General features: G+C 63.5%; 20 protein-coding genes, 1 tRNA gene and 2 pseudogenes. 7 read left to right on the top strand and 16 right to left on the bottom strand.

What is annotated here, in order from left to right:
• Nucleotides 1-1,089 (bottom strand): PLP-dependent cysteine synthase family protein, encoded by a 1,089-nt coding sequence (locus ACIU1A_RS28445; RefSeq protein WP_404925825.1) that lies wholly within the window; start codon nucleotides 1,087-1,089, stop codon nucleotides 1-3.
• A gap of 230 nt (nucleotides 1,090-1,319) precedes the next feature.
• Between ACIU1A_RS28445 and ACIU1A_RS28440 the strand changes: the two genes are divergently transcribed.
• Nucleotides 1,320-3,401: a transcriptional regulator gene (locus ACIU1A_RS28440; protein ID WP_404925824.1), complete on the top strand. Its 2,082-nt coding sequence runs from the start codon at nucleotides 1,320-1,322 to the stop codon at nucleotides 3,399-3,401.
• Between the two features lie 94 nt (nucleotides 3,402-3,495).
• On the top strand, nucleotides 3,496-3,675 hold the full coding sequence (locus ACIU1A_RS28435; protein ID WP_140491685.1) for a hypothetical protein: 180 nt from the start codon (nucleotides 3,496-3,498) through the stop codon (nucleotides 3,673-3,675).
• A gap of 94 nt (nucleotides 3,676-3,769) precedes the next feature.
• Here ACIU1A_RS28435 and ACIU1A_RS28430 read toward each other — a convergent pair whose 3' ends face one another.
• The 13 genes and pseudogenes from ACIU1A_RS28430 to ACIU1A_RS28370 all read right to left on the bottom strand — a co-directional run bounded on the left by ACIU1A_RS28430 (nucleotide 3,770) and on the right by ACIU1A_RS28370 (nucleotide 17,037).
• Nucleotides 3,770-5,482 (bottom strand): UvrD-helicase domain-containing protein, encoded by a 1,713-nt coding sequence (locus ACIU1A_RS28430; protein ID WP_404925823.1) that lies wholly within the window; start codon nucleotides 5,480-5,482, stop codon nucleotides 3,770-3,772.
• Nucleotides 5,482-6,780, bottom strand: a complete 1,299-nt coding sequence (locus ACIU1A_RS28425; RefSeq protein WP_404925822.1) for an ATP-dependent nuclease — start codon at nucleotides 6,778-6,780, stop codon at nucleotides 5,482-5,484. Before ACIU1A_RS28425 ends, ACIU1A_RS28430 begins: the two co-directional genes overlap by 1 nt.
• Before the next feature lie 236 nt (nucleotides 6,781-7,016).
• Nucleotides 7,017-7,193, bottom strand: a pseudogene (locus ACIU1A_RS28420) (AAA family ATPase); the annotation flags it as partial.
• A 254-nt stretch (nucleotides 7,194-7,447) separates the two neighbouring features.
• Nucleotides 7,448-7,532 (bottom strand) — tRNA-Leu (locus tag ACIU1A_RS28415).
• Nucleotides 7,533-7,669: 137 nt separating this feature from the next.
• Nucleotides 7,670-8,289: pseudogene (locus ACIU1A_RS28410) on the bottom strand (2,3-bisphosphoglycerate-dependent phosphoglycerate mutase).
• Nucleotides 8,290-8,381: 92 nt separating this feature from the next.
• Nucleotides 8,382-9,224: a 4-hydroxy-tetrahydrodipicolinate reductase gene (dapB, locus tag ACIU1A_RS28405; RefSeq protein ID WP_140514168.1), complete on the bottom strand. Its 843-nt coding sequence runs from the start codon at nucleotides 9,222-9,224 to the stop codon at nucleotides 8,382-8,384.
• Complete coding sequence (locus ACIU1A_RS28400) at nucleotides 9,221-11,092, bottom strand: ABC transporter ATP-binding protein (protein ID WP_140514167.1); 1,872 nt, start codon at nucleotides 11,090-11,092, stop codon at nucleotides 9,221-9,223. Before ACIU1A_RS28400 ends, dapB begins: the two co-directional genes overlap by 4 nt.
• Nucleotides 11,093-11,252: 160 nt before the next feature.
• Nucleotides 11,253-12,278, bottom strand: coding sequence for a glucokinase (locus ACIU1A_RS28395; protein ID WP_140524358.1), 1,026 nt, complete (start codon nucleotides 12,276-12,278; stop codon nucleotides 11,253-11,255).
• A gap of 133 nt (nucleotides 12,279-12,411) precedes the next feature.
• Complete coding sequence (locus ACIU1A_RS28390) at nucleotides 12,412-12,960, bottom strand: cation transporter (protein WP_404925821.1); 549 nt, start codon at nucleotides 12,958-12,960, stop codon at nucleotides 12,412-12,414.
• 110 nt (nucleotides 12,961-13,070) lie between these two features.
• A complete protein-coding gene (mepA, locus tag ACIU1A_RS28385; protein WP_404925820.1) occupies nucleotides 13,071-14,156 on the bottom strand; it encodes a penicillin-insensitive murein endopeptidase in 1,086 nt (361 codons plus the stop codon).
• 154 nt (nucleotides 14,157-14,310) lie between these two features.
• The gene (locus ACIU1A_RS28380; RefSeq protein ID WP_404925819.1) at nucleotides 14,311-15,213 is read right to left on the bottom strand and encodes an SDR family oxidoreductase; all 903 of its coding nucleotides are present in this window, start codon (nucleotides 15,211-15,213) and stop codon (nucleotides 14,311-14,313) included.
• A complete protein-coding gene (gene queG, locus ACIU1A_RS28375) occupies nucleotides 15,210-16,364 on the bottom strand; it encodes a tRNA epoxyqueuosine(34) reductase QueG (protein WP_404925818.1) in 1,155 nt (384 codons plus the stop codon). Before queG ends, ACIU1A_RS28380 begins: the two co-directional genes overlap by 4 nt.
• Nucleotides 16,345-17,037, bottom strand: a complete 693-nt coding sequence (locus tag ACIU1A_RS28370) for a glutathione S-transferase family protein (protein ID WP_140491712.1) — start codon at nucleotides 17,035-17,037, stop codon at nucleotides 16,345-16,347. The genes queG and ACIU1A_RS28370 overlap by 20 nt, the downstream gene beginning before the upstream one ends.
• Nucleotides 17,038-17,355: 318 nt before the next feature.
• On the opposite strand from ACIU1A_RS28370, the gene ACIU1A_RS28365 reads away from it, so the two are divergent.
• Together ACIU1A_RS28365 and ACIU1A_RS28360 are read left to right on the top strand one after the other, a co-directional pair.
• Nucleotides 17,356-18,162 carry an undecaprenyl-diphosphate phosphatase gene (locus ACIU1A_RS28365; protein WP_140524368.1) on the top strand — a complete coding sequence of 269 codons (807 nt, stop codon included), beginning with the start codon at nucleotides 17,356-17,358 and terminating at the stop codon, nucleotides 18,160-18,162.
• Nucleotides 18,163-18,575: 413 nt separating this feature from the next.
• On the top strand, nucleotides 18,576-20,216 hold the full coding sequence (locus ACIU1A_RS28360; protein WP_404925817.1) for an ABC transporter substrate-binding protein: 1,641 nt from the start codon (nucleotides 18,576-18,578) through the stop codon (nucleotides 20,214-20,216).
• 897 nt (nucleotides 20,217-21,113) lie between these two features.
• On the opposite strand, the gene ACIU1A_RS28355 is transcribed toward ACIU1A_RS28360, so the two are convergent.
• A complete protein-coding gene (locus tag ACIU1A_RS28355; protein WP_263486335.1) occupies nucleotides 21,114-21,239 on the bottom strand; it encodes a hypothetical protein in 126 nt (41 codons plus the stop codon).
• Nucleotides 21,240-21,461: 222 nt separating this feature from the next.
• Here ACIU1A_RS28355 and ACIU1A_RS28350 point away from each other — a divergent pair, with 222 nt between their 5' ends.
• A complete protein-coding gene (locus tag ACIU1A_RS28350) occupies nucleotides 21,462-22,055 on the top strand; it encodes a hypothetical protein (protein WP_140816544.1) in 594 nt (197 codons plus the stop codon).
• Between the two features lie 391 nt (nucleotides 22,056-22,446).
• Nucleotides 22,447-23,541 carry a reverse transcriptase domain-containing protein gene (locus ACIU1A_RS28345; protein ID WP_404925816.1) on the top strand — a complete coding sequence of 365 codons (1,095 nt, stop codon included), beginning with the start codon at nucleotides 22,447-22,449 and terminating at the stop codon, nucleotides 23,539-23,541.
• 98 nt (nucleotides 23,542-23,639) lie between these two features.
• Here the strand turns inward: ACIU1A_RS28345 and lepA are convergent, their stop codons facing one another.
• Nucleotides 23,640-25,445 carry a translation elongation factor 4 gene (gene lepA / locus ACIU1A_RS28340; RefSeq protein ID WP_140514160.1) on the bottom strand — a complete coding sequence of 602 codons (1,806 nt, stop codon included), beginning with the start codon at nucleotides 25,443-25,445 and terminating at the stop codon, nucleotides 23,640-23,642.
• 209 nt (nucleotides 25,446-25,654) lie between these two features.
• On the opposite strand from lepA, the gene ACIU1A_RS28335 reads away from it, so the two are divergent.
• Entirely contained in the window at nucleotides 25,655-26,734 is a 1,080-nt protein-coding gene (locus tag ACIU1A_RS28335; protein WP_404925815.1) for a TadE/TadG family type IV pilus assembly protein, read from the top strand.
• The last annotated feature ends 265 nt before the right edge of the window (nucleotides 26,735-26,999 follow it).

Here is a 26,999-nt window from a genome sequence, read left to right as displayed (position 1 = left end):
TCAAGTCGCCGGGAACTGGCAGCCGGGCGTCGAGCGCGACAGCGCCGTCTCGTCGGCGTCCATCTCGGCATCGATGCCGTCGAACAGCGGCGTCGTCATGTAGCGTTCGCCGGTGTCGGGCAGCATGCACAGGATCACCGATCCGGCCGGCGCCTCCTCGGCGACCTGCCGCGCCACGGCGAAGGTGGCGCCGCCGGAAATGCCGGTGAAGATGCCTTCCTTCTGCGCCAGCGCCTTGGCCCATTTGATGCCCTCGGGCCCGGCGATCGGCATCACCTCGTCATAGAGGCCGGCATCGACCGCTTCCTGCAGCACGTTGGGGATGAAATCAGGCGTCCAGCCCTGGATCGGATGCGGCTCGAAGGCCGGGTGGCTGGCGGCGGGCGCCCCGTCGGCACCGCGCTGCTGCGCCTTGCCGCTGCCGATGAGCTGGGCGTTGGCCGGCTCGGACAGGATGATACGGACATCCGGCCGCTCACGGCGCAGCACGCGCGCCACGCCGACGACGGTGCCGCCAGTGCCGTAGCCGGTGACGAAGCAATCGAGCCGCGAGCCGGCGAAATCATTGATGATCTCGCGCGCCGTCGTCGTCTCGTGGATGGCGGCGTTGGCCCTGGTTTCGAACTGTCGCGCCAGGAACCAGCCATTGGCCTCGGCCAGCTCCACGGCCTTCTTGTACATGCCGAACCCCTTTTCGGCGCGCGGCGTCAGCACCACCTTGGCACCCAGCATGCGCATCAGCTTGCGGCGCTCGACGGAAAAACTGTCGGCCATGGTGACGACCAGCGGATAGGCTTTCTGCGCGCAGACCATGGCGAGCCCGATGCCGGTGTTGCCGCTGGTGGCCTCGACGATGGTCTGGCCCGGCTTCAACGCGCCGCTGCGCTCGCCCTCCTCGATGATGTTGAGCGCCAGCCGGTCCTTCACCGAGGCAGCCGGGTTGAAGAACTCGGCCTTGACGTAGATCGTCGCGTGGGCCGGGCCAAGATTGTTGATGCGGACGACCGGCGTGTCGCCGACCGTGTCCAAAATGCTGTCGAACAGGCGGCCGCGGCCGGCCGTGGTTCTGATTCTTGCTTGCTGCAACATATCTGTCTCCTCGTCTGTGTTGGTACCTTGCGGTCACGGGCCGGTTACAAACCGGCGGCTTGGGCGGCGAGGTTTCGAGACCTTGCCGCGCTAGGGTCGCTCGACGTGCCGGCAATGCGGCTGCCCGCATCCCGGCGCGCAACTCGCAACCGGGTGCGTTCATGCCGTGTTCGGTGATAAACGAGGGCCGACCGGCCAACGTGGGAGGAAGCGTGGGAGCAAGCGTGGAAATGCACGTGGAATCCGCTCGACCGAGCCTGGATCGCGGCAAGCCCGCTCTTGCCGTGCGCCTGCTCGGGCCGTTTGCGGTCGTGCGCGATGGCGTGCGGGCCGAATTGCCGGCATCGCGCAAGCTGCGCGCGCTGCTTGCCTATCTGGCGCTGGCGCCGCATCCGGTGGGACGCGCTCGGCTGTGCGAGCTCTTGTGGGATGTTCCGAACGATCCCAGGGGCGAGTTGCGTTGGTGCCTCAGCAAGCTTCGCGCCGTCCTCGACGAGCCGGGGCACCGTCGGGTCGAGACACAGGACGACACGGTCGCATTGCGCCTCGACGGCTGTTTCGTCGACGCGCTGGAGGTTAGCGCCGCCGCCGCGCAAGGGATCGCCTCCCTCGACGCGGAGCGCCTGCGATCGCTGTCGGAGCTGTTCGCCGGCGACTTTCTCGACGGTCTGGAGCTCGACCGCAGTCCGTTTTTCGAGAGTTGGCTGATCGCGCAGCGCCGCCGCTTCCAGTCGTCTCACGCCGCCGTGCTGGAGCACCTTGTCGCGGCGGTTCCGCCCGGTTCGGAGGCGGCAGCAGCCGGTCTTGACCGATGGGTGGAGCTGGCGCCGTTCGACGGCCGCGCGCATCTGGCGCTGCTCACGCATCTGGCCGGGCGCGGCGCCATCGGCGCGGCCGAGCAGCACCTGACGGCGACGGCGCAATTGTTCCAATCGGAAGGGCTCGACTTCGGACCGGTGCGCGCGGCCTGGCAGGCGCTGCGCGACAAGCCAGCGGAAGATCGGCCAGCGGAAGATCGGCCGTCGGATCGGCCGTCGGTAGATCGGCCGGCGGTAGATCGGCTTGCGGCGCAGCCCGCCGGCATCGCGGCATCGCCGCCGTCGCCCGCTCCGGCGGGCGTGGAGCCCAGCCACGCCTCGCTGGCGGTGATGCCGTTCGTCGAGACTGCCGGCCCTTGCGGCACGCGCGGCGGGATCGCCGACGGCCTGACCCATGACATCATCACGCGTCTGGCCAAGCTCAGGGATTTCTTCGTCATCGCGCGCGGCTCGGTCTTCGCGCTCGCCGAGAAAAACATCGCGCCGCAGGAAGCGGGGCGGCAGCTGAATGTGGACTATGTCGCCACCGGCACGGTGGGCACCGTGGCCGGCCGCGTCATCATCGCCGTCGAGCTCATCGAGGTTCGCACGGCCAGGATCGTCTGGGCCGAGAGCTTCGAGCGCCGGGCCGACGACCTCTTCGGCGTGCTCGACGATATCGGCAACGCAATCGTCTCGTCTATCTCGGCCGAGATCGAGACGGTCGAGCGCAACCGCGCCATGCTGAAGGCGCCCAACTCGCTCAACGCCTGGGAGGCCTATCACCGCGGCCTCTGGCACATGTATCGCTTCACCCAGCCGGAAAACGAGTTGGCGCAGCATTTCTTCGGCGTGGCGACGGCGCTCGACCCGACCTTCGCCCGCGCCCATGCCGGCCTGTCCTTCACCCATTGGCAAAGCGCTTTCCAGCGCTGGGGCGACCGCGACCACGAAAGCGCGCTCGCCTACGAGACAGCGGGGCACAGTCTCCTGGTTGACGAACAGAACCCTGCCGCGCACTGGGCGATGGGCCGGGCGCTGTGGCTGCGCGGCGAACAGGACGGATCGCTCTTCGAATTGGAACGGGCAGTGGAGCTCAGCCCCAATTTCGCGCTCGGCCACTATGCGCTGTCCTTCGTCCACTCGCAGTCAGGCGATCCGCAGTCGGCGATCGGCTCCTCCGACCATTCGCGCCATCTCAGCCCTTTCGACCCGCTGCTGTTCGGCATGCTGGGCGCGCGCGCCATGTCGCATGTGCGGCTCGGCCAGTTCGAGGAAGCGGCAGAATGGGCGCTAAAGGCGGCGGCGCGGCCCAATGCCCACGCCATCATCCTCGCGATCGCAGCACACTGCCTGGCGCTGGCCGGGCGGCTCGACGAGGCACGCAATTTCGCCGCCGCCCTCCGCAAGGCGCTGCCGGACTACCGCGCCGACGATTTCATCGGCACGTTCCGTTTCGAGGCGGACGCGGAGGCATTGTTCCGGCAAGGCGCAAAGCGGATCGGATTGAACTGAGCCAGCGCAATTCCCGCCGGTTAACGATTTCGGAAGTGGTTGTTTAACCGTTCGTCGCTATGTCAGCGCCCGGGAGGGGCATGACAGAGAGTGTATGATGAGCGACAGCCCTGACAAGCGCAATGAATGGCGCGCCATTCTTTACGTGCAAGCCCGCGTGGCGGTCCTGTTCGTCCCGGTCGTCGCCAGCCTGCTGATCATCGCCGCACTTGCCGGCAACGACCGCAAATCCGTTCCCGCCATCGACCGGACGGTGACAGGCTCCGTGCGATAAATGGCCTGAACCGGGTTTCTCCGACTCCCCGAAGCGCTCAATAAAACCGGGGACCGGTGAGATTTCAAACTTGCCTTCTGGCAGTCAGGCTCGCTTAGGCGCCGGCTTCTAGAAAACCTCGCGCCAACAGGGCGGGCCGCAACTCGGCAAGGCTGTTAATTGGCAGGCCGAGCAGAAAGAGGTTTCGCGCCCGGGTCAGCGCGACGTAGCCAATTCGACCGTCTTCCGTCGCAACGCCGGCCAGCATTTCCGCCGTATGAGGCTTGCTCGCCACATATAGGACCGCGTCAATACTCTCGCCTTTGACCTGGTGAACGGTTTCCGTTCGTAGAGCGACGACGTCCGGCGCTGCCAGATCAGGGGTTTGAAATAGGCCCGCATGAGGAAGAGCGGCTTTCTTGAGGCGCTGGCCGATGGTGTCGCAAGGCTCGAGCCCATACCGGCTCTTCAAATCCGCAAGCAGCGCCTTCACGTTCTTGACCAGTTTGGGATGCCACTCCGTATCGGCTAGAAGCGCCCCGTGTGGCAAGCCGTTTTCGGTATCCCGAACAAATGACCAGATTGTTCGCCGCAATCCGGCCACTTCCGCGCCGCCCCGTGTTATCTTGGAAGTAACATCCCCATGCGCGTCAGCCAGCAGGGCGACAATACAGCGAAGTACGATCTTGAACGCCTCTGGATGTTTTCCCAACTGGTCCCGAGCGATGGTAGCCTCGACCAGGCTGCGCACGACCCCTTGGCCGACAGCCTCATCCGCGCCGCCGAACCGCTTTACCAAGCTTGCCGACCTGCAAACGACCGCCGCATCGCTATCCTTCAGCCCGGCAGTGGCGATCATGTTGCGGAATGTCTCTATCAGCTTTGCCGGCTCGTTCTGCGCGTACCCTGCAAAGAAAGCACCGTTCAATTCCGCAGGGGCGGCGCGTGCCCACGTGTCGTTCCTTGCCGTCAGTGCGTTGGCGACCGCCACGATGCGCGGCACCGATCGAAAGTTGACTGTCAGACCGCGGGAAGTCACCCCCGCACGTTTTCCGTATCGCGCGAGGAACTCGCCCGTCGCGCCGACGAACTCGAAGATAGCCTGGTTCGCGTCACCAATCATCGACAGTTGCGAGCCAGCCTGAATCAATAGGTCGAAAATGGCTTCCTGGGTCGAGACTACATCCTGAGCCTCGTCAATCAGGATGAACGGATAGCGTCGCGACAATGCCTGCGTTAGCTCCGGAGTTTCCACGAGCGTCCGGTAGGCCCAGTAACGACCCAGATCATGGGTGTAAGCTCCGGTTTTGCCTAACCTGTTGACGGCCTTGATCGCCTCGGCGGTAGCAACATCCGTCATGGCATAGCCATTACGGAACCTAAACCGATCAAGGCCGCCCTCGCGGGCATGGGTCAGCAGTTTAACCGGCTGGTTCCGGGCGCCGTCGTAGAAGTTGAAACCGCCAAGAAACGGTTCAGTCCCCGTGACAAGAAAGGCGCAGCGCGGCGACTGCATCGTGCGATGGGCATGCGGCCGAAGAACAAGACTCGTGATGAACGAGTCGACTGTATCTATCTCCACGAGCGGCATAGCCGCTGCTGCGGGGTGCTCTTCCAGTAGCCGCTGATAATCTTCGCGAAAGGTGTCGACCGCAGCGTTGGAAAAAGACAAGAGGGCAAGCCGGGCGCGGCTCCCCACTTGGTTGATCCGCATGTCTGCCAGACGGCGAACGGTGGTGCGCGTCTTGCCACTGCCAGCGCAGGCCATCACACTGAGCGGACCGTGATCATCACATATGGAGATTTGCTCAGGCGAGAGCTCGACCATCAGTGCTCCGCGCACACGTGTTTGATCGCGTCGATCACGTATTGTGGTACCTGAAATGGCTTGGCCTCGTCGATGATTTGCGCGGCAAGGGCCTGTGCAAAGCGTCCCTTCTGAACATTGCTATGCTTGCGCTCGAACATGCCGCTGAACAGAGCACGCGCTTTGGCGCCGCCGCCTACCGCGGCGTTAACTGTCCCTTCGACCTCAGCGCCAATTCCCGGGTGGATATCCTTCAGCGCGCCGATCATAGTCGGCAGGTTCATTTCAATCAGCGCGAGATCGTATTCAAAGGTCTTCTGACCGTGAAACACCTTGATCCACGCATCTTCCTTAGCTTTCATCAATTTGGTGTTAGCTGAAACAATCATTGCGTCTTGTGCCGCGGGATATGGATCGGCTGGCGGATCAGCATCGGTAATTACGGCCACCGGAATCTTAATCGCGTCCTTACCAAAGAGGGGCAGGAAGGAATCGAAATTCAGGCCTTCGACGCTGATGACGCTTACCCCATGCTGGCGCAGATTGTAGCCTGTCTTTTCGGCAAGCGCGCTGACCAGCAGAAGTTCGGCGGCCCCTTCCACGAAGATCACCCGCCGGGCGAAAAACAGCTCGGCGCGGGTCGCGTCGAGGTAGCGTTCAAGTTTCTCTTTTTTCCCTTTTTCGAATTTGACCGTGCGGGGGAAGAAGCATTCAATCTTGCCGCCTGAATCCACAAGGCAGCCCACGCTATCCAGTCTGGCGATGCTCGCGAAGTTCGGTGAGTGGCTGGTGACAAACACCTGAACGGGCTTCTCGCCTTCCTTGGCGTGAAAACTTGCGAGGTAGCGGAGCAACACAGCCTGCAACTGAGGGTGAAGATGCGCCTCGGGCTCTTCAACTATCAGACTGCGATATGCAGCATCAGGATTCTTCGCCAGTTCGCTGAGCACCACCGCCATAAAAATCAGGTTGTTGAAGCCAAGGCCATTCTGCTCGATCTCATAGAGATCGACCTGCATCGAGAGCCGCGCCGCAAAACGCTGGAAATCCGTCGGACTTAGGCCGATCTGCAGCGCCTGGGCCAATTGGAGGCCGAGCATTTCCTGATGGCGACCCAGAATAGCGGTCTGAGTATCAGTTATGGGCGCGAGCTTCTTAAGGTCTTCGTCCAGAACCTTGAGGAGGGCCATGGTCCCTTCCCGGCCGGCATCATCCGAAAGAAGATTGAGAAGGCGCGACAGCTGGCTAGTACGGCTTGGTTTGAGGCTCTGCACCGCATCCCGTAGTGGCGGCAAATAGACGTTGCGCAGATTCTCCATGATATCGGAAGTGAGCGGAATATCATCATGCTCCCCGCACCAGCGCTTCGCGCGAAGGCGCCCCCCTTGTCAGGGTCCGCGTAGCGCACCCCAATGATCGCTGCGAATTTTCCACCTCCGATCGGCTTCAGGGCTGTGACGAAATCCGCCTCGTCGTCATGAGTCAGCCCATGAAACTCATATTCGAACGAAATCGCGCCTGCAGGCTTTCCGCCTTTCGGGCAGTGAATGTCGTCGGACGAAAATCGGGGATATGGATCATCCGCCCCGGCGAGGATGCCACGAAGCGCGTCCACGACTGCCGTCTTACCGACATTATTCGGACCCACGAGCACGTTGAGACCAGGCTGAAACGTTAGAATGGAATTTTCGAGTTTTCGGAAATTTTTGATCGTTAATCTTGCCAGATACATGATGATTCCCCGACCGAAGTATAGCAGAAGCCACCTTGAATTTGAAACGTACCGCAACATAGGCGTTGCAGCACAAAGAGCCGTGGCTTCGTGCCGCATTCGCAAGTATCCGCTTGAGTTCGCATATGATTGGGCTTTTGCTCAGCAAGCCTGGTGCACACGTCGCCGCGGCTGAGAAACGAGCAAAGAAAAGCCCGGACGAGCCGGGCTTTTCTTTGAGTCTCTGAACCGTCGGCCGGTTCGAAACGGGAATTTGGTGCCCAGAAGAGGACTCGAACCTCCACTCCTTGCGGAACACGGACCTGAACCGTGCGCGTCTACCAATTCCGCCATCTGGGCTGGTGCGGGCTCAATAAGCGGGCAAGCGGTGCGTGTCAACGCGGTTTTTGGACCATGATCCCGAAAGGTGGAACCGGCTTTCGCAAAAGGCCATGCCCGGCAAGAGCCGCAGCCTCCGACTGCCGGCTCCGGAGCGGTCAGCCCTCCAGCACTTCCTTCGACGCCACGGTGGAATCGGCGTTGAGCGTGTAGATAACCGGCACGCCGGTGCCGAGCTCCAGCTTGACGATCTCCTCGCCCGACTTGCCGTCCAGCGCCATGATCAGCGCGCGCAGCGAATTTCCGTGGGCGGCGACCAGGACCGTGCCGCCGCGCAGCACATGCGGCTGGAGGTCGTGCAGGTAATAAGGCCAGACGCGGGCGCCGGTGTCCTTCAGGCTTTCGCCACCGGGGGCGGCACGTCGTAGGAGCGGCGCCAGACATGCACCTGCTCCTCGCCCCATTTCTTGCGCGCGTCGTCCTTGTTGAGGCCGGAGAGGTCGCCATAGTCGCGCTCGTTCAGCGCCTGGTCGCGGATGGTTTCCAGGTCGCTCTGGCCGACGGCGTCGAGAATGTGCTGGCAGGTTTTTTGCGCCCGGATCAGCGCCGAGGTGAAGGCGATGTCGAACTTCAGGCCGCGTGACTTGAGCTTCCGGCCGGCTGCCTTGGCCTCGGCGTGGCCCTGTTCGGTCAGGTCGACGTCACGCCAGCCGGTGAACAGGTTCTTCAAATTCCATTCGCTCTGGCCGTGGCGCACGAGCACGAGGGTTCTCGACATTTTTGCTCCTCTGGGATCTGAGCAATTCCAGCAGAAGTGGGAAGCGGTTTTCTGTCCGGAATTGCATGGGATGAAAACGGTCCAGGATCGTTTCAGGCAAGCCCGAGCACGTCCCGCATCGAGTAAAGGCCGGGCTTCCTGCCATGCGCCCACAGGGCTGCCTTGACGGCGCCGCGGGCGAAGATGGTGCGGTCCTCGGCATGATGGGCCAGCGTGATGCGTTCGCCGGTGCCGGCCAGGATGACGCTGTGGTCGCCGACCACCGAGCCGCCGCGCAGGGTTGCGAAGCCTATCGAACCCGGCTTGCGCACGCCGGTGTGGCCGTCGCGGACGCGCACATCGTTGCCGGCAAGCGGCACGCCACGCCCCGCGGCGGCGGCTTCGCCCAGCAGCAGAGCGGTGCCGGACGGCGCGTCGACCTTGTGCCTGTGATGCATTTCGAGGATCTCGATGTCGAAATCCCCGGCGTCGAGGGCGCGCGCGGCCTGTTCGACCAGCACCGCCAGGAGATTGACGCCGAGGCTCATATTGCCCGACTTGACGATCGTGGCATGGCGCGCCGCGGCGGCGATTCTGGCATCATCGTCGGCCGAGCAGCCGGTCGTGCCGATGACATGGACGATGCGCGCCTGCGCCGCATAGCCGGCGAATTCGACGGTTGCAGCCGGCGCGGTGAAATCGAGCACGCCGTCCGCCCCGGCGAAGGCCGGCAGCGGATCGTCCGATATCGGCACATTGATGATGCCGATGCCGGCAAGCTCGCCTGCATCCTTGCCGAGATAGGGCGATCCCTGCCGCTCGATCGCGCCGGCGACGCGTGCGCCCGGCATTGTGTGGATGGCGCGGATCAGCGTCTGGCCCATGCGGCCGGCGGCGCCCACCACCACCAGGCCCATATCGCCCGCGGGTCTGTCGGCTGTCGGCGTTTCACTCATCTCGCGCTCCCGGCGATGCCCTGCGTCTCGATAGGTTGCGTCGGCCCTGGCGCCGGAGTTTGGGGTGGCGCGCCGTCATCGACAAGCCCCAGGCCCTTCCTGCCCTGCACCCGGTGGAAGCGGGAATAGACGCTGTGCGGGTCGGCCATCAGCGAGGCATGGGTGCCCTGTTCGACCAGATGACCCTGTTCCAGCACGATGATGTGGTCGGCATTGACCACCGTCGACAGCCGGTGGGCGATGACGATGGTGGTGCGCCCCTCCATGACGTGGGTCAGCGCTTCCTGGACCTTGGCTTCCGCCTCATTGTCGAGCGCCGAGGTCGCCTCGTCGAGCAGCAGGATCGGCGCCTGGCGGACGATGGCGCGGGCGATCGACACACGCTGGCGCTGGCCGCCCGACAGCGACGCGCCGTTTTCGCCGACGGGCGTGTCGTAGCCCAGCGGCTGCTGGCGGATGAAGCCGTCGGCCTGGGCCAGTCGCGCGGCCTGCTCGATCTCGGCGTCTGTGGCGGAGAGCCGGCCATAGCGGATGTTGTCGCGTATGGTGCCTTCGAACAGATAGGGCTGCTGCGAAACATAGGCGATGGAGCTGCGCAGCGACTGCTTGGTGATCTTCGAAATGTCCTGGCCGTCGATCTCGATCGTACCCGACTCGACGTCGTAGAAGCGCTGCAGCAGCGCCACCAGCGTCGTCTTGCCGGCGCCGGAGGCGCCGACGATGGCGGTCATCTTGCCGGCGGCGGCGACGAAGCTGAGGTCCTGCAGGACCGGTGCCTCCTCGACATAGCGGAAGCTCACATTGTTGAACCGCACTTCGCCCGTGGTGAAATTGGCCTCGGCGGCTCCCGGCGCATCGCCCTGCTGCGGCTCGAGATCGAGGATTTCGTAGATCATGCGCGCATTGACCAACGCGCGCTCCATGCCGACCTGCATGCGCGCCAGCCGCCTTGCCGGGTCGTAGGCCAGCATCAGCGCGGTGATGAAGGAGAAGACGGCGCCCGGCGGCTGCCCGAGGACGAGCGCACGATAGCCGGAGTAGGCGATGACGCCGGTGACGGCGAGACCGGCCAGCATGTCGGAAATCGGCGACAGCCGTTCCGAAACCCGGGCGATCTTGTTGCCGCGGTGCTCGGCGCTGTTGGCGAGTTGGCCGATGCGCCGCGACAGCTCGTCCTCCATGGTGAAGGCCTTGACGATGGCGATGCCTTGCGTGGCTTCCTGCATGGCGCCGATCAGCCGCGAGTTGATCTGCACCGATTCGCGGGTGATGCGGCGCACCCGGCGCATCAGGTAGACAACGGTGTAGATGAGCGGCGGCCCGATCACCAGCGAGCTGAGCGACAGGACCGGATCCTGGTAGATCATGACGCCGAGCAGCCCGAACAGCGTCACCCCGTCGCGCGCGATCGACGTCAGCGTCATCGACAGCAGGTCGCGAATGCCGTTGACGTTCTCGTTGACCTGCGCTGCCAGCCGGCCCGATCTCGTGTCGTTGAAGAAACCGACGCCGAGCTTCATCAGGTGATCGAAGATGCGGCGCTGGTAGCGCGCAACCAGATTGTTGCCGACGGTCGCCAGCGTCACCGCCTGGCCGTAGCCGGCGAAACCGCGCACGAGAAAGGCGCCCATGACGCCGGCGCAAATCCACACGATCAGATCGCCGCGCCGCTCGTAGAAGATCTGGTTGACGACAGGGCTCATGATCCAGGCGGTGAAAGCGGTCGTGGCGGATACCGCCAGCAGGCAGGCGCCGGCAAAGATGTAGGACCAAAGGTAGTCGCGGCCGTTCTCGGCGATGATACGGCGCAGCACCGCCCAGACCTCGCCGGGAGTGGCTTTCTGCTTATGTGGAGCTTGGAGTGTCAAATCGGGAGCGCTTCGTGGTTTCCGCTTGGCAAGACCGGGCTGCACACAGCATCCCTTCTGGCGCCCCTCTTAGCGCCAAGCGGCCGGCTTGCCTATGCCTGCGGCTGATTAACTTCGTCGCGGGGACCGGACGGACGCCTGGTCCGTCATGCGGCCCAGCCTAGGCCTGCCAGCGGCGGCCGGCGGTCTGCACACCGAACAGCGAAGGGTTCCTGGCGTAGGCGGCGAGGCCCAGAAGTGCCGCCAGCGGATGGGTGATGACATAGACGGGCATGGTGCGCATCAATTCGCTATGCGGGGCCTTGTCCTCGAAGGCGGCGCGGAAATTGCCCTGTTTCAGCGCCGGCACGATCTTCTGCGCGATGCCGCCGGTGAGAAAGACGCCGCCGCGGCTCATGAACACCAAGGCGAGATCGCCGGCGGTGCGCCCAAGGCAGGTGACGAAGATCTCCAGCGCTTCCTGCGCGACCGGATCGGTCCTGGCAAGTGCCGCTGCGGTGATCTCGGCCGGCGTGGTGAAGGGCGATGGTTTGCCGTCCGCCTTGGCCACCGCCCGGTAGACGTTGACCAGGCCGCGTCCGCACAGGATCTGCTCGCCCGAAATGCGGCCCTCGATCTTCTCGATATGCGGGAAGACCTCGAAATCCCTGCTAGAACGCGGGCCGATGTCCATGTGGCCGCCCTCGCCGGGCACCGGGATCCAGTGGCGCAGCGCGTGCACCAGCCCGGCGACGCCGAGCCCGGTTCCGGGACCGAGCACCACGCGGCCTGCATTGGGCTCCGGCGCGCCGCCGCCGATCTTTTCCATGTGCTCTTCGCCGAGCGCCACGACGGCCAGCGCCTGCGCCTCGAAATCGTTGAGCACGACGATGTCGCTGAGGCCGAGGCTGGCGAACATCTGCCGGGGCTTGACGATCCACGGGCAATTGGTGAGCTCGATCTCGTCGCCGTCGACCGGGCCGGCCACCGCCAGCACCGCCGAATTGGGGCGAACCGAGGAGCGGTCGAGCACCGCCGCCTGGATCGCCTCGTCGATGGTGTTGTAACTGGCGGTCTGGACGATCGCCGGCTCGCCGGCTTCCGAATTGGCGTCGAGCACGACCGAGAAGCGCGCATTGGTGCCGCCGATGTCGCCGATCAGGATCGGAAACCGCAGCGCCGTGTCGTCGTCGCCTGTGTTTGGCATGCTTTCTCGTCCGTCCCCGGCGCCCGACGGCCCATTGCCGTTCTCCCGTTGACTAGCGCATGAGTTTGAAAAGGGAAACGGTTTTCGAAACCGATGGTGCGCACGACCGATTTATGAGGTCGAATGGCCGCGACTAGGCTGCCGCCTTGTGCTCCTCGCGGGCAGCGGACCAGACCTCGCGGGCCGCATCGGCGTTCATGGCGGCAATTCCCAGGCCGACAATCAGGTCGGGCCACGCGGAATGCCAGATCACGGCGGTGAGAAGGCCCGCGGCGATTATAGCGACGTTGGCAAAGGCGTCGTTCCGCGCGGAGAGGAACGCGGCCTTTGTCAGGCTGCCGCTGTGATGGCGGAAGCGCGCCAGCATGAACGCGCAAGACAGGTTCACGGCCAAGGCCCCGGCGCCCGCAAGCGACAGCGGCAGCGGCGACGGCGCGACCGGCAGGTTGAACTTGACCCAAGCCGTCCAGAGCGTTGCCAAGGCAGGCACCAGAAGAATCGCCGCCAGAGCCATGCCGACCCTTGCGCGGCTGCGTGCGCCCCAGCCAAGGGCAACGAGAATAAGCAAATTGAGCGAGGCATCTTCCAGGAAATCGACGCTGTCCGCGAACAGCGACACGGAGCCGATCGCAGATGCCACGGCGAACTCGACGATGAAGTAGCCCAGGTTCAGAAGGGCCACCCACCAGACGACGCGGCGAAGGCCTATATCCTGCGTTCGCAATGCCGGCCCTCCTGCTCACGGGGTGACGAATGAACGGCGGCGAAGCGCCGGGGCGTCAAATCACGCGGTCAGTTTCCCGGCCGTGGCCGCGGCACCGGTACGCCGATCTCGGGCGTCGCGGTGAAGGCGTTCACCATGCCCGGCAGGCCGGCCGTGCCGCTGGCCGCGGTCGCGGGCAGCGACGGCGCCTCGGGTTCGGGCGCGGCGACCGCGACCGGCACGGCGCCGCCATGGTAGGTGGCTGCCTCGACCGAGGCCGGCCCGGGCGCGTCGAGCACGGCGCGGCATTCTCTCGGCAGGTTCGCCATGGTCATCAGGTCGCGCGCCTTGGGCGCATCCGGGTTCTTGTTGGGCCGCCACGGTTCCTGCGTGAACCACCAGGCCAGCGGCTTGCCGCAGCCGTCGTCGGCCGGGGTCGCTTCCTGCGCCTTGCAGTTGGGCGAGCCCGGCTGGCAGCCGATGCGCATGTGGAAATGATAGTCGTGGCCCCAGAACGGCCTGATCTTGCGCAGCCAGGAGCGGTCGCCCCTGACGGTGTCGCAGAGCTTCTTCTTGATGCCGGGATTGACCAGGATGCGCTCGACCTCGGGATAGCTCGCCGCGCGCTTCAAAAGCCGCGTATGCGCCGACGTCCACAGCGCGTCCTTCACCAGATGCGTCTTTTCGTCGACCATCAAGGTGGCGCTCATCGTCTCGCGCCGCGCCATCGACAACGGACGGCTGGGCATCGGCGTCAGCCAGATGTCGGCATCGAGCCCGATCTGGTGCGAGGCATGGCCGGTCAGCATCGGGCCGCCGCGCGGCTGCGCGATGTCGCCGATCAAAAGGCCCGGCCAGCCGTCGGCGACGGCATCGCGCGACAGTTTCTCGACCAGCGCGATCATCGCCGGATGGCCCCAGCGGCGATTGCGCGACGGCCGCATCACCTGCCAGGTCGGGCCGTCCATGGGGATGGCGACGCCGCCGGCAAAGCAGCCCTTGGAGTAGAAGCCGAAGGATTGCGGGGCGGTCGCCGCCGGCAGTTTCTCGGCGCCGAAGAGGTCCTTGGCGCGTTCCTCGGCCATTGCCGGCGGCGCGGCGAGACTTGTGAGGGCGAGCAGGCCAAAAGCCGCCGCCAGCTGTGAACGCTTGCCGAGCCGCATCGCTGTCTCCATGAACCCCCGCCACAAACCCAAGCCCGAATCATAGCACGCAATGGACGTTGCTTCGATCGCCGGAGCGGTTCCGTTTTTCACAAACCGGTCAACCGCCCTGTTTTCTTTTCCGAGGCATTCCGACCGAACCGTGTCACGTGCTTCCCGGCATGCGTCAGCGCTTCATCGGGCTGCGCGGCGCGCCGTCGCGCCAGTCGCCGCTTGCCCACATATGGTCGAAGGCGGCGCGGTAGTCCGGGAAGCGGAACCGGTAGCCCGCCGCCTTAAGCGCCGCGTTGGCGACGCGCTTGTTCTCGCCATAGAAGGACCGCGCCATGGGCGAAAGTTGGGCGGCCTCGAAGGGAATTTCGGGCGGCGGTGTGATGCCCATCAGCGCGGCGGCGTAGGCCACGACGTCCTGCGGCGGCGCCGGCTCATCGTCGGTGACGTTGAAGATGCCGCCCGTATCATCCCCGATGAGATGCCACAGCGCGCCGGCTATGTCGTCGCAGTGGATGCGGTTGAACACCTGACCGGGCTTGACCAGCCGCCGCGCGGTGCCGTTTTCCAGGTTGACCAGGGCGTTGCGGCCGGGGCCGTAGATGCCGGAGAGCCGCAGCACCGCCACCGGCCGGCCGATCTCGCGGCCAAGCCGCAGCCAATCCTGCTCGGCCGCCACCCGCATCGCCGAGCGTTTCGACACCGGCCGGCATTGCGCCGTCTCGTCGACCCAGGCGCCGCCATGGTCGCCATAGACGCCGACGGTGGAGAGATAGCCGATCCATTCGAGCGCAGGCATCCGCACGACCGCCTCGCGGGCGGCATTCAGCACGGGATCGCCGGCCTCCTCAGGCGCGATCGAGATCACCAGATGGGTTGTTGTTGCGAGCGCATCGCCGATTTCGCCGGTCAGCGCGCCATCGAACAGCAGCGGCGCGATGCCGGCCTGGCGGAGCGCCTCGAATTTTTCCGCGGAGCGCGTCGTGCCGCCGACCGTCCTGGCAGGCTCCCGGTTGGCGCGCGCAAAAGCCTTGCCCGAATAGCCGGCGCCGAAGATGAATATCCGCTTTTCGCTCATGCAGGCGCCCTGGCTGGAACCGGCCGCGCCCATTCCTCGCGCACGGCCGCGTCGCTCTCGGTTTTCAGGCCGGCTGCGGCGCGTTCGCAATATTCGGCCTCCGGCACCAGCCGCGCCAGCGCCCATATTGCCGCGCCCCGCACCAGCGGCGAGGCGTCTGCCAGCAAGGCGCGCACGGCGCCGGCAAGCCCGGCATCGCCGGAATTGCCGGCGGCGATCAGCACGTTGCGGACAAAGCGGTCGCGGCCGATGCGCTTGACCGGCGAACCGGAAAAGAAGGCGCGAAACGCCGTGTCGTCCAGCCGCAGGAGATCGGCCAGCGCCGGCTCGCGTAGATCGTCGCGCGCGGCGAGCTTGGCCTCGGACGCCACCTTGGCGAACTTGTTCCATGGGCAGGCGGCGAGACAGTCGTCGCAGCCATAGATGCGGTTGCCGATCGCCTCGCGGAATTCATGCGGGATCGGCTCCTTGTTCTCGATGGTGAGATAGGAGATGCAGCGCCGCGCATCGAGCCGATAGGGCGCCGGGAAGGCATCGGTCGGGCAGGCGTCGAGGCAGGCGCGGCAGGAGCCGCAATGGTCCTCCTCCGGCATGTCGGGGACCAGTTCGGCGGTCGTGAAAATGGTGCCGAGGAACAGCCAGGAACCGTGCTGCCGGCTGACCAGGTTGGTGTGCTTGCCTTGCCAGCCGAGCCCGGCGGCCTCGGCCAGCGGCTTTTCCATGACGGGCGCGGTATCGACGAAGACTTTGACGTCGCCTCCCGCCCGCGCCACGATCTTGCCGGCGATTTCCTTCAGCCGGCCCTTCATCACATCGTGATAGTCGCGGTTTTGCGCATAGACCGAGATCGCGCCCCGGTCGCGCCTGGCCAACAGGTCACGCGGATCGTGGTCCGGCCCGTAGTTCATCGCCAGCACGACGATCGAACGCACCTGCGGCCACAGGCTTGACGGCTCGCTGCGGCGTTGCAGCGTCTCGGCGATCCAGCCCATGGAGCCATGGAACCCGTCCGCGACGAAGGCGGCGAGCCGGGCCGGCGCCAGCGGGATCGCATCGGGCGTGGTGACGGCGACCGCCTCGAAACCGGCGCGTCGCGCCTGCGCGTCGATCAGCGCGCGCAGTTTTGCGGCGTCAGAAGTCGAGGTCCGCATAATGCGACACCGGCGACAGGCCGCGCACCCGGTCGGTCAACAGCGGCCGGAACGAAGGCCGCGACTTGACCCGCGTGTACCATTCGCGCGCGGCGGTGTGCTCGCGCCAGTCGATCTCGCCGAGATAGTCGAGCACAGAAAGGGTGGCGGCGGCGGCGAGGTCGGCATAGGTGACCCTCGAGCCGGCCAGCCAGTGGCGGGTGCCGGCGAGCCAGTTGGTGTATTTCATGTGCTGGCGGATGTTGGCCCGCGCCGCGCGGATGGCGGCCGAATCGGGCGAGCCGCCGCCGGCGGTTTCCGGCATGACCGGCTTCAGCACGCGCTCGCGCACCAGATGCCGGGTGACCTCGCTCTCGGCCTTGTGGAGATACCAGTCGGTCAGCCGGCGGATCTCGGCGCGCTGCATCGGGTCCTCGGCGAACAGGCGCTTGTCGCGCTTCAGGACGCCGCGCGTCTCGTCGAGATATTCCGAGATGACCGTGGCGCCGACGATCGGCACGTCGCCCTCGGCCAAAAGGATCGGCAGCGTGCCGGCCGGGTTCAGCGCCAAGAACTCCTTGCGCCGCGTCCACGGCTTCTCCTCGATCAGCGCCAGCTCCTCGCCATACTCGCCGAAAGCGAGGCGCACGAACCGGCAGGAGGCGAACATGGGATGATGGAAAAGCGTCAGCATGGTTCCGCGATGATAAAGCGTACTGGTGGTTTGGATTTGAAGTTCCTGTCCCCTCAACGGCATCCGCGTTCAGGAACTTCAAATTCAAACCACACCAGAACTTGAAGTTGGCAGTGTGGCTCAGAATCCGGAATTCGCGCATCGCGCTCCTCCCAGCTGTGGCGAATTCCGGATTGCCACACTGGCGAATCGACCGGCGCACCGGTAAGTCTTGGCCGCCCGATAAGCGGGCCGTCAGGGTGTTGCGACCTATAGGGGGAGTTCGGCGCCATGACAAGCAAGCCCTGTCAGCCCATCCAGCGAATGCCGAGGTAGCCAATGGAAAGCCAGACAATCGTCGAAGCCCTGCTGCTCGGTCTGCTGGAGGGATTGACCGAGTTCATTCCGGTGTCCTCGACCGGGCATATCCTGCTCGCCGGCCACTTTCTCGGCTTCCACTCGACGGGCAAGGCCTTCGAGATCCTGATCCAGCTCGGCGCCATCCTGGCCATTCTGAGCGTCTATTTCCGGCGCTTGTGGCAGATGCTGCTCGACCTGCCGCATGACCGGCTGACGCGGCATTTCGTCATAGGCATCCTCATCGCCTTCCTGCCGGCGGCCATCATCGGAGCGCTGGCGCATGATTTCATCAAGACCATCCTGTTCGAATCGCCGCGGCTGATCTGCATCATGCTGATCATCGGCGGCGTGGTGCTGCTCGCCGTAGACCGCATGAAGCTGAAGCCTATGTACCGCGACGTCGAACGCTTCCCGACCCGGCTCTATTTGCAGATCGGGCTGTTCCAGTGCCTGTCGCTGATCCCCGGCACCTCGCGCTCGGGATCGACCATCGTCGGCGCGCTGCTGCTTGGCGTCGACAAGCGGGCGGCGGCGGAATTTTCTTTCTTCCTCGCCATCCCCACCATGGTCGGCGCCTTCGCCTTCGACCTGTTCAAGAACCGCAACGTGCTGACGTCGGCCGACCTGCCGATCATCGCCGTCGGCTTCGTCGCCGCCTTCGTCACCGCGCTGCTGGTGGTACGCCTGCTGCTCGATTACGTCTCGCGCAAGGGCTATGCGCTGTTCGGCTGGTGGCGGCTGGTGGTCGGCATCGTCGGGCTCGCCGCGCTGATGATCTGGGGGTGACCTCGTCATCCACGGGCGAAGCAAGGAGCGCAGCGACGCCGCGCAGACCCGAGGATCCATGCCGTGACGTGAACCTAAGAGCGCTGCGGTCGAAAATGGCCATCGCCAAGCTCGCCATCGCCAGCGAAAAGTCTTCCACGTTCTGCACCGCAGAAGCGCCCAGAGGTCATGGCATGGATCCTCGGGTCTCCGCGACGTCGCTCCGCTCCTGCTCCGCCCGTGGATGACGAAGTGAAGGCCTTCGCGCGCCCCCTTCATGCGAACCTCCCTGCGGAGCAGCGCACAAGTCCTGCGGATTCCAGAACACTCCGCCGCGTAAGCTCGCCCTATCATCCCTCAGGCAATGGCGTCCGGCGAGCCGCATTCGCCCCCGCGCACGCGGTCGGCCGGGCGCCCAACAAGAGGGAACGACGATGAAATTCATGCTGACCGGCAGGAAATTGCACCCGAAAGCCAAACCCGTCGCCGAGGATTTCAGGAGCGGCGCCATCAACCGGCGCGAATATTTTGCGCTGATGGCCGGGCTCGGCGTCAGCGCCGCCGGCGCTTTTGCCCTGGGCGGGCTGGCGCCCACGCCCGCCCGCGCGGCGGAGCCCAAGAAGGGCGGCGTGCTGCGCGTCGCCATGAACGTCAAGGGTTTCAAGGATCCGCGCACCTTCGACGGCGTCGAAATGTCCAACGTCGCGCGCCACTGCAACGAATATCTGGTGCGCTGGAACACCGATTTCTCGTTCGAGCCCTGGCTGCTCGAAAAATGGGAGATGAGCGACGACGCCAAGACGCTCACGCTGCATGTGCGCAAGGGCATCACCTGGTCGAACGGCGATGCCTTCAACGCCGACGATGTCGTCCACAACCTCACTCGCTGGTGCGAGGCGGGCGTTGCCGGCAATTCGGTCGCCGCGCGCATGGGCGCGCTGGTCAATGCCGACACCAAGAAGGTGGTCGATGGCGGCATCGAGAAGGTCGACGACCACACCATCAAGCTCAACCTGCCCAAGCCCGACATTTCGCTGATCGCCGGCATGGCCGACTATCCCGCGCTGATCATGCACCGCTCTTATGAGGGCGACGGCGATCCGCTGAAGGCGCTTTCGATCACCACCGGCCCTTGCGAGCTGGTGAAGTGGGATGCCGAGACGGGAGCCGAGGTGAAGCGCAAGGACAAGCCCTGGTGGAAGGGCGAATTCCACCTGGATGGCATCCAGTGGATCGACTACGGCTCCGATCCCAACGCCATGCTGTCGGCGTTCGAATCCGGCGAGATCGACACCGACCACGAGACCGCCTCCGATGCCGTCTCGCAAACCGAGCAGATGGGCCTGAAGAATTCCGAGATCGCCACCGGCTCCACCATCGTCGCCCGCTTCAACGTCGCCAACGCGCCCTATGACGATGTGAAGGTGCGCCGCGCCGCCCAGCTCGCCGTCGACAACTCGGCCGTGCTGGCGCTCGGCCTCGGCGGCCGCGGCAAGCCCGCCGACAACCACCATGTCGGCCCCATGCACCCCGAATATGCCGATATCGGCCCGGCCAAGCGCGACGTCGAGGCGGCCAAGAAGCTGCTGGCCGAGTCCGGCAAGGCGGACCATGAATACGACCTCATCTCGGTCGACGTCGAATGGCAGAAGAGCACCGGGGACGCGATCGCCGCGCAGATGCGCGAGGCCGGCCTCAAGATCAAGCGCACCGTGCTGCCCGCCGCCACCTTCTGGAACGACTGGAGCAAATATCCCTTCTCCTGCACCGAATGGCTGGGCCGCCCGCTCGGCGTCCAGGTGCTGGCGCTGGCCTACAAATCGGGCGCCGCCTGGAACGAAAGCGCCTACGCCAACAAGGAGTTCGACGAGCTGCTCGACAAGGCGCTCGCCACCCCCGACGCCGCCCAGCGCAAGGAGATCATGGCCGGCATCGAAAAAAATCTGCGCGATTCCGGCATCATCATCCAACCCTACTGGCGCTCGGTCTACCGAACGTACCGCAAAGGGGTGGAAGGGTGCGAGCAGCACCAGGCGCTGGAGCAGCATTTCGAGAAGGTTTGGCTGGAGGGGTGAGGCGAGCGCTCACCTGATTTCCTCGCCCCCACGAAAGTGGGGAGAGGTGGCCCGGCGAAGCCGGCACGGAGAGGGGGACGCCCTCCGCGAAGCCAAAACCGGGTCAGGATTGAGAGCTGGCTGGCATGAAAGAAAATCCTCTCAGGAACCCCTGAAACAACCTCCCAGCGCCGCGCAGACCCCTCTCCGTCCCGGCTTCGCCGGGCCACCTCTCCCCACTGCGTAGGGCGAGGAACCAGCGCCATCCTGCCGCCCCATCAGCATCTCCAGCGCCAGCCGCTCGACCGTCAGGCAAGGCGGCGCCAACGCTGGTCCTTCCTTCTCCCCTTGTGGGGTCCGAAGGACGGGGCGAGACCCGTGGCTCGCCCCGAAGCGAGGTCGGATGAGGGGTGTTCCAGCTTGGGGCCACGTCAACAGCCACTGAACCAAACCAGAAAATCCCAACGCCTCACTCCGTCACGCACCCCTCAACCGTCTCGGCGCTGCGCGCCGATCCACCTTCTCCCACAAGGGGAGAAGGCAAGCTGGCCGCAACGCCGGCTTCATCCCTGCAACGCTGGCGATTGGCGAAAGCGGTGACAACAGCGTCCTTCTCCCCGTTTTACGGGGAGAAGATGGCGGCAGCCAGATGAGGGGCGGCGCCGACGCCTGAAATTAAAGCGCGCTCAAAGCGCGATGAGCCGCATCCAGAGCGCGAAGTGCTGGGCTCGCTGACCATGACGAGCTCCGCTGCCCAAGCGAGATGCCGCCGAGACAGGAGGGCACGCAGGCCCTCAGCCTCGCCGCATCGCCGGCCATGAGTAGGTCTCACCGGCAGAAGGTTAGAAACCCAGCCGCCCACTCAATCATTGTCAGCCGCGTATAATTTATCGCCAGCAGTGAGCCGCCATCAGGAGCCTAGCCCCGTCGATCAGCCAAAGCGTTTTCGCGCAGCGGGTTGCTGGCGACGAAGGTACCGACGATACCGAAAGCGCCGCCGATCGTAAGGCCGATCGCGGCGACGGTGTCCGAAGTGGGCCGCATTTGACGTCTCCCCAGGTGGGGAGACGATACTCCATGGCGAGACGTTCTGAAATGGCCAGCCACCGTTCTGGCTTTGCAGTTGCGATCGACCGCCAAACAGCAATTTACAGAAGACACGTGAATGAATGTCATGCAACCCGCCTTCCACATCAATTGCTCGGTAATCGCTTGACTTGCCCATCGCGATACAAATAGCGTCGGCAAAACTGAGGCTGTGTGCACGTGTCGGTATTTAACAAATTACGAAAAGTCGCAGCTGCACAGGCGATTGATAAAGCGGCACGAGCGGCAGAAGAATTCGACGTTTTCCTCGCAGGACCATATATCGTTACCGTTGATGCGGCCGATACTGCAATTAACGATGCAACCGATGCAAGTCGGCTGAGATATTTTCTCTTTCACTCGCTCGTAGCGAGGGGGCATACAATTTATTTAGGCGAAGACAATGAGCTGCGGGAAACTGGGAAAGCCGAGTATGGGCCGTTGAATAACGCGGTGTTATACGAGCGTCATTACATCTTAAATCATTCGGATGCACTAATCGCGCTACCATCAAGCCCCGGATCTTTCTGTGAAATTGGCGATTGGGTTTCACAGAGAGACCTATGTGAAGATATGCTCATAGTCGTGGATAAAAAATATGAGGGAGAGCTTAATTACATCAATGACGGCGTCATTAAGTTTGCACGAACAAATCACGCAACGGTGCACTATCATCCCTATGTGGATAAAGACGGCGTCCTAGAAATTTGTGACACATTTATGGAGACGATAGCCGCAAAGATTCGAATAGAGAAGCTCTATGGCCGAGCGTGAACTTTCTGCCTCCGAACTATATTTGGTGGCGCTGCGAATTATTCAACCTGCGCGAGTGCAGGACATTTTGAAAGCGTATACGGAAATCTGGGGTATTGAGGTGACGGATAGCGTCCGAACTATCGTTGCCACAGTCCATGAAAAAATGAGGAGAGATGGCCTCCTTGTTGACGTCAGGAAGGGCACTTTCGTGCTGGATGCGAAAGGTATGGGAATAGTTGCGCGACTTGTAAACGAAAGAACTTTGGACAACGCGAGATTATTCTTGATGAAGACGCAACGCAAACAATATCATCGATTCGCGGGGCGGCACTAGATAGGACACTGAATCAGTGTCCTGGCTTTCAGGTCTTGCGTGTAAAAAGGCGTGCTTTGTAAGAGCCGCTCGAGAATGGCTGCATTGCAGCCACGAGCGGAGTTCTCGAGCGCCTCTTACAAAGCACGCACTAAGCAATCTCAGGATTGGTGTTGTCGAATGCCGCCCCGTTCTTACTATAATTCGCCACGAATTGACGACTACCTAGCGTTTGCGCGAGCCTCTTTCCCTGAGGAAAGTGAGGCCGCAGGCGCGTTCGCGAACCGGACTGGTAGACCATACCTGGAGAACGAAATTCATCTAGCGTCTTATCTCGGAATTTCCCCTTCCATAATACGGCAAATACTGCATAGGCCTCGATTTCATTACCGAACGTTTATTTTAAAGAAAGCCGATGGAACCAACCGAATTATACGAACGCCAAAGACATATCTCAAGGTCATGCAGTGGTGGATTAATGACAATATCCTAATAACAAAAGAAATGGCGGAAGCAGTTCACGGCTTTCGCAAAGGCCGAAGCTACATTACCAACGCGGCGGCGCATGCCGGAGCTAAGCATTTGCTGAACCTCGACATATCGAGATTCTTTCCCAGTATTACGGCGCAGATGATAGTAGGTGTTTTCCGCAATCTTGGTTACAGCGCCGCTGGCTCAGACTTTCTTGCGAGGCTAACGTCTCTGGACGACGAAGCTCCGACCGGCGCGCCCACGAGTCCACTGATCGGAAATCTCATTCTTGATAATTTCGACCAAACTGTCTCAGAACTCTCCGCGGCGAGGAACATCACATACACTAGATATGCGGACGACCTTACTTTTTCGGCTCGGACCCGTATTGATAATGAATTTCTTAAAGAGGTAACTGCATTTGTCGAGAGCAGCGGTTTTGAGCTGAACCCTAAGAAAACGCGATTCTTGGGCAAAGGCGACAGAATGGATGTCACAGGGGTAGTGATCAATGAGGGTCTTAATCTTCCCGTCGAGTGGCGTAATTGGGCTCGCGGATACCTTCAGCGAGCGATCAGGAACCCTGTCGAGTTTGTGCAGCATCACCCGGCAATTGCTGGCATTTTCGGGGTCTTGAAGTCGATCGATCCCGATGAACAGCGGCACCTTACTCAGAAAGCGAAATCTGCGTTGACCGCGATTAGAAGTGCTGGCGCCTGAACTCCTCGGGATGAGGTATACCGCTGCACATAGATTTCCCCAGTCTAGCTTCCGTTAGAGACGTTGCGCATTAGGCAGGAAGCGAGATAAGGCCCCCCTCAATCCCCCATCTTCAGCGCCTGGATAAACGCCTCCTGCGGGATATCCACCTTCCCGAACTGGCGCATCCGCTTCTTGCCTTCTTTCTGCTTGTCCAAGAGCTTGCGCTTGCGGCTCACGTCGCCGCCGTAGCACTTTGCGGTCACGTCCTTGCGGAGGGCGGAGATGGTTTCGCGGGCGATGACCTTGCCGCCGATCGCGGCCTGGATCGGGATCTTGAACAGATGGTGCGGGATCAGCTCCTTGAGCTTCTCGCACATCTGGCGGCCGCGCTTTTCCGCCGCCGTGCGGTGCACCAGCATGGAGAGTGCGTCGACCGGTTCCTCATTGACCAGGATCGACATCTTCACCAGATCCCCCTCGCGGTAGTCGGTGAGATGATAATCGAACGAGGCGTAGCCCTTGGAGATCGACTTCAGCCGGTCATAGAAATCGAAGACGACTTCGTTGAGCGGCAGGTCGTAGGTCAGCATGGCGCGTTTTCCCACATAGGAGAGGTCGGCCTGGATGCCGCGCCGGTCCTGGCAGAGTTTCAGGATGCCGCCGAGATAATCGTCGGGGGTGAGAATCGTGGCGCGGATCCACGGCTCCTCGATGGCCGAGATCTTGACCACGTCGGGCATGTCGGCCGGGTTGTGCAATTCCTTCACCGAGCCGTCATTGAGGAGCAGCCGGTAGACGACCGATGGCGCGGTGGCGATCAGGTCGAGGTTGAACTCGCGCTCCAGCCGCTCCTGGATGATTTCCAGATGCAGCAGGCCAAGGAAGCCGCAGCGATAGCCGAAGCCGAGCGCGGCACTGGTTTCCATTTCATAGGAGAAGGAGGCGTCGTTGAGGCGCAATTTGCCGACCGCGGCGCGCAGGTCCTCGAAATCGGCGGCGTCGACCGGGAACAGGCCGCAGAACACCACCGGCTGCGCCGGCTTGAAGCCGGGGAGCGCATGTGCGGTCTGGCGCTTGTCCTCGGTGATGGTGTCGCCGACGCGGGTGTCGGCCACTTCCTTGATCGAGCCGGTGAAGAAGCCGAACTCGCCGGGGCCGAGCTCCTCGACATTGATGCGGGCGGGCGTGAACACGCCGGTGCGCTCGACCAGATATTTGGCGCCGGTGCCCATCATGCGGATGGTCTGGCCCTTTTTCAGCACGCCGTCGATGACGCGCACCAAAACGATGACGCCGAGATAGGCGTCGTACCAGCTGTCGACCAGCATCGCCTTCAAGGGCGCGGTCGCGTCGCCCTCGCGCGGCGGCGGCAATTGGTGGACGATGGCTTCGAGCACATCGGGAATGCCAAGGCCGGTCTTGGCCGAGATCAGCACGGCGTTGGAAGCGTCGATGCCGATCACCTCCTCGACCTGCTCGCGGATGCGCTCGGGCTCGGCGGCCGGCAGGTCGACCTTGTTCAGCACCACGACGATCTCATGGTTGTTGTCGATGGCCTGGTAGACGTTGGCCAGCGTCTGCGCCTCGACGCCCTGAGAGGCATCGACCACCAGCAGCGAGCCCTCGCAGGCGGCGAGCGAGCGCGACACTTCATAGGCGAAGTCGACATGGCCGGGCGTGTCGATGAGGTTGAGGATATAGTCCTCGCCGTTGTTGGCGCGGTACTTCAATCGCACCGTCTGCGCCTTGATGGTGATGCCGCGCTCGCGCTCGATGTCCATCGAGTCCAGCACCTGCTCCTTCATGTCGCGCAGCTCCAGGCCGCCGGTCAGCTGGATCAGGCGGTCGGCAAGGGTGGATTTGCCATGGTCGATATGGGCGACGATGGAGAAATTCCTGATGTGGTCGAGGGGCGTGCTCATGCCGCGCGCTTTAGCAGGGGCGGCTTGCTGCGGCAAGGCTTGCGGCGCAAGGCGCCCCCCGGTCATCACAAAGCGGTGAGCCGGGCGGAAAAGCCCGAAACGGCCGGCGGGCACGGCCGGATGCTTAAACTTTGAACGATCCTCTTAGACCCCGGTTTGCCGGCGCATGTTAGTTCCCCCGCAGGTAACCGTTTTTTGGGGTAAGAAAAATGCTGGGGCTTGCAGGAAAGTTCGCCCGCTCTCGCGGCGGCTCGATGATGCCGCTGTTCTTCATCAGCCTGGTGCCGCTGGTCACCGTCGTCGGCTTCTCGGTCGATTATACGTCGGCCGTCCAGACCCGGTCCAACATGCAGCAAGCGCTCGACGCGGCGACGCTGGCCATCACCACGCTGCCGAAGACGACGACGCTGGCGACCCGCCAACAGATGCTTCGGGACACCTTTGCCGCCAATGGCGGGCAAGGCACCGCCACGCTGGTGAGCTTCACCATCGCGGCCAACGGCACCGCCACGGCGCAGGCCTCGGCGAGCTTCGCCATGCCGACCGACTTCATGCAGATCGCCAGGATCGACACCGTGCCGGTCGGCGTCACCTCGGCGGTCAACAAGGCGGCGGCCCTGGTGCAGACCACCTTCAAGATCGAGAAGGCGTCGGGCTGGTGGGACAAGACGATGTATCTCTACGGCACGCGATTTGGATCGACCACGAAGCAGAAGCTGATGCAGATCAGCTATGTCTACAACAAGGGCGGCGATCCCAAGGGCTATGGCACCACCACCGTCTCCACCGTCAGCGGCACCACGCTTACCCAGGTGCAGCAGCAGGTGTGCAACACCACGACGGTCGCCAATTTCGACAACACGCCCTCCGGCGCCATCACCAGCACCGACGGCAACGGCGTCATGCGGCAGACCGTCTGCACCACCACGCCGGCCAACAGCGCCGGCGCGGTCATCGACGTCAGTCAGATGGACCAGCTCTATCTGGAGATGGACGTGCCTTCCGCCGCGACGGCCAAACCGGCCCAGCCGACCACGCTCAGGTCGAACGACCCGAACACCTCGAACCGGCTCTATATCGGCGCCAGCCCGACCGACATGCCCGAAATCGCCACGGGCCAGACCGTCGATATCTTCACCGCCGTGCCGTGCGGCCAGACAGGCTACCAGGCCTGGGAAGACGGCGGCTCGGCCGTGCCGGCGCCTGTCGTCAACGCCGACTTCTTCTACACCGTGATGGGCAAATGCGATTTCAACCAGCGCCCCTCGCAAACGGTGCTGACGCAATAGGGTCTGAAGTTACCGATCTCCCCCTTGTGGGGGAGATGGCCGGCAGGCCAGAGGGGGCGCTGCCCCGCCGGCCTTGCCAAGGTCCACGGAACTCGTCCTCCACTTTCCCGATCTGCCGCCTACTCTCTGCCGTCGCGACAATGACTGTCGAACCGCGTCCAGGTAGGTGCTCTACGACGCCCCCTCTGTCCTGCCGGACATCTCCCCCACGAGGGGGGAGATCGGCTGTCGCGACGGCCTTTGCCAATCTCCGGCCTCTTGGAGC

Origin of the sequence: Mesorhizobium maamorense (assembly GCF_044998965.1) — a bacterium.
Lineage (GTDB): Bacteria > Pseudomonadota > Alphaproteobacteria > Rhizobiales > Rhizobiaceae > Mesorhizobium.
Note: the sequence above shows the minus strand (reverse complement) of the source record. Positions and strands in the feature narration are given on the sequence as shown.

Coding starts and splice junctions, on each gene's coding strand:
- ACIU1A_RS28445 (WP_404925825.1), bottom strand. CDS start 1,089: ATGTTGCAGCAAGCAAGAATCAGAACCACGGCCGGCCGCGGCCGCCTG.
- ACIU1A_RS28440 (WP_404925824.1), top strand. CDS start 1,320: ATGCACGTGGAATCCGCTCGACCGAGCCTGGATCGCGGCAAGCCCGCT.
- ACIU1A_RS28435 (WP_140491685.1), top strand. CDS start 3,496: ATGATGAGCGACAGCCCTGACAAGCGCAATGAATGGCGCGCCATTCTT.
- ACIU1A_RS28430 (WP_404925823.1), bottom strand. CDS start 5,482: ATGGTCGAGCTCTCGCCTGAGCAAATCTCCATATGTGATGATCACGGT.
- ACIU1A_RS28425 (WP_404925822.1), bottom strand. CDS start 6,780: ATGGAGAATCTGCGCAACGTCTATTTGCCGCCACTACGGGATGCGGTG.
- dapB (WP_140514168.1), bottom strand. CDS start 9,224: ATGAGTGAAACGCCGACAGCCGACAGACCCGCGGGCGATATGGGCCTG.
- ACIU1A_RS28395 (WP_140524358.1), bottom strand. CDS start 12,278: ATGCCAAACACAGGCGACGACGACACGGCGCTGCGGTTTCCGATCCTG.
- mepA (WP_404925820.1), bottom strand. CDS start 14,156: ATGGAGACAGCGATGCGGCTCGGCAAGCGTTCACAGCTGGCGGCGGCT.
- ACIU1A_RS28380 (WP_404925819.1), bottom strand. CDS start 15,213: ATGAGCGAAAAGCGGATATTCATCTTCGGCGCCGGCTATTCGGGCAAG.
- queG (WP_404925818.1), bottom strand. CDS start 16,364: ATGCGGACCTCGACTTCTGACGCCGCAAAACTGCGCGCGCTGATCGAC.
- ACIU1A_RS28370 (WP_140491712.1), bottom strand. CDS start 17,037: ATGCTGACGCTTTTCCATCATCCCATGTTCGCCTCCTGCCGGTTCGTG.
- ACIU1A_RS28365 (WP_140524368.1), top strand. CDS start 17,356: ATGGAAAGCCAGACAATCGTCGAAGCCCTGCTGCTCGGTCTGCTGGAG.
- ACIU1A_RS28360 (WP_404925817.1), top strand. CDS start 18,576: ATGAAATTCATGCTGACCGGCAGGAAATTGCACCCGAAAGCCAAACCC.
- ACIU1A_RS28355 (WP_263486335.1), bottom strand. CDS start 21,239: ATGCGGCCCACTTCGGACACCGTCGCCGCGATCGGCCTTACGATCGGC.
- ACIU1A_RS28345 (WP_404925816.1), top strand. CDS start 22,447: ATGGCTGCATTGCAGCCACGAGCGGAGTTCTCGAGCGCCTCTTACAAA.
- lepA (WP_140514160.1), bottom strand. CDS start 25,445: ATGAGCACGCCCCTCGACCACATCAGGAATTTCTCCATCGTCGCCCAT.
- ACIU1A_RS28335 (WP_404925815.1), top strand. CDS start 25,655: ATGCTGGGGCTTGCAGGAAAGTTCGCCCGCTCTCGCGGCGGCTCGATG.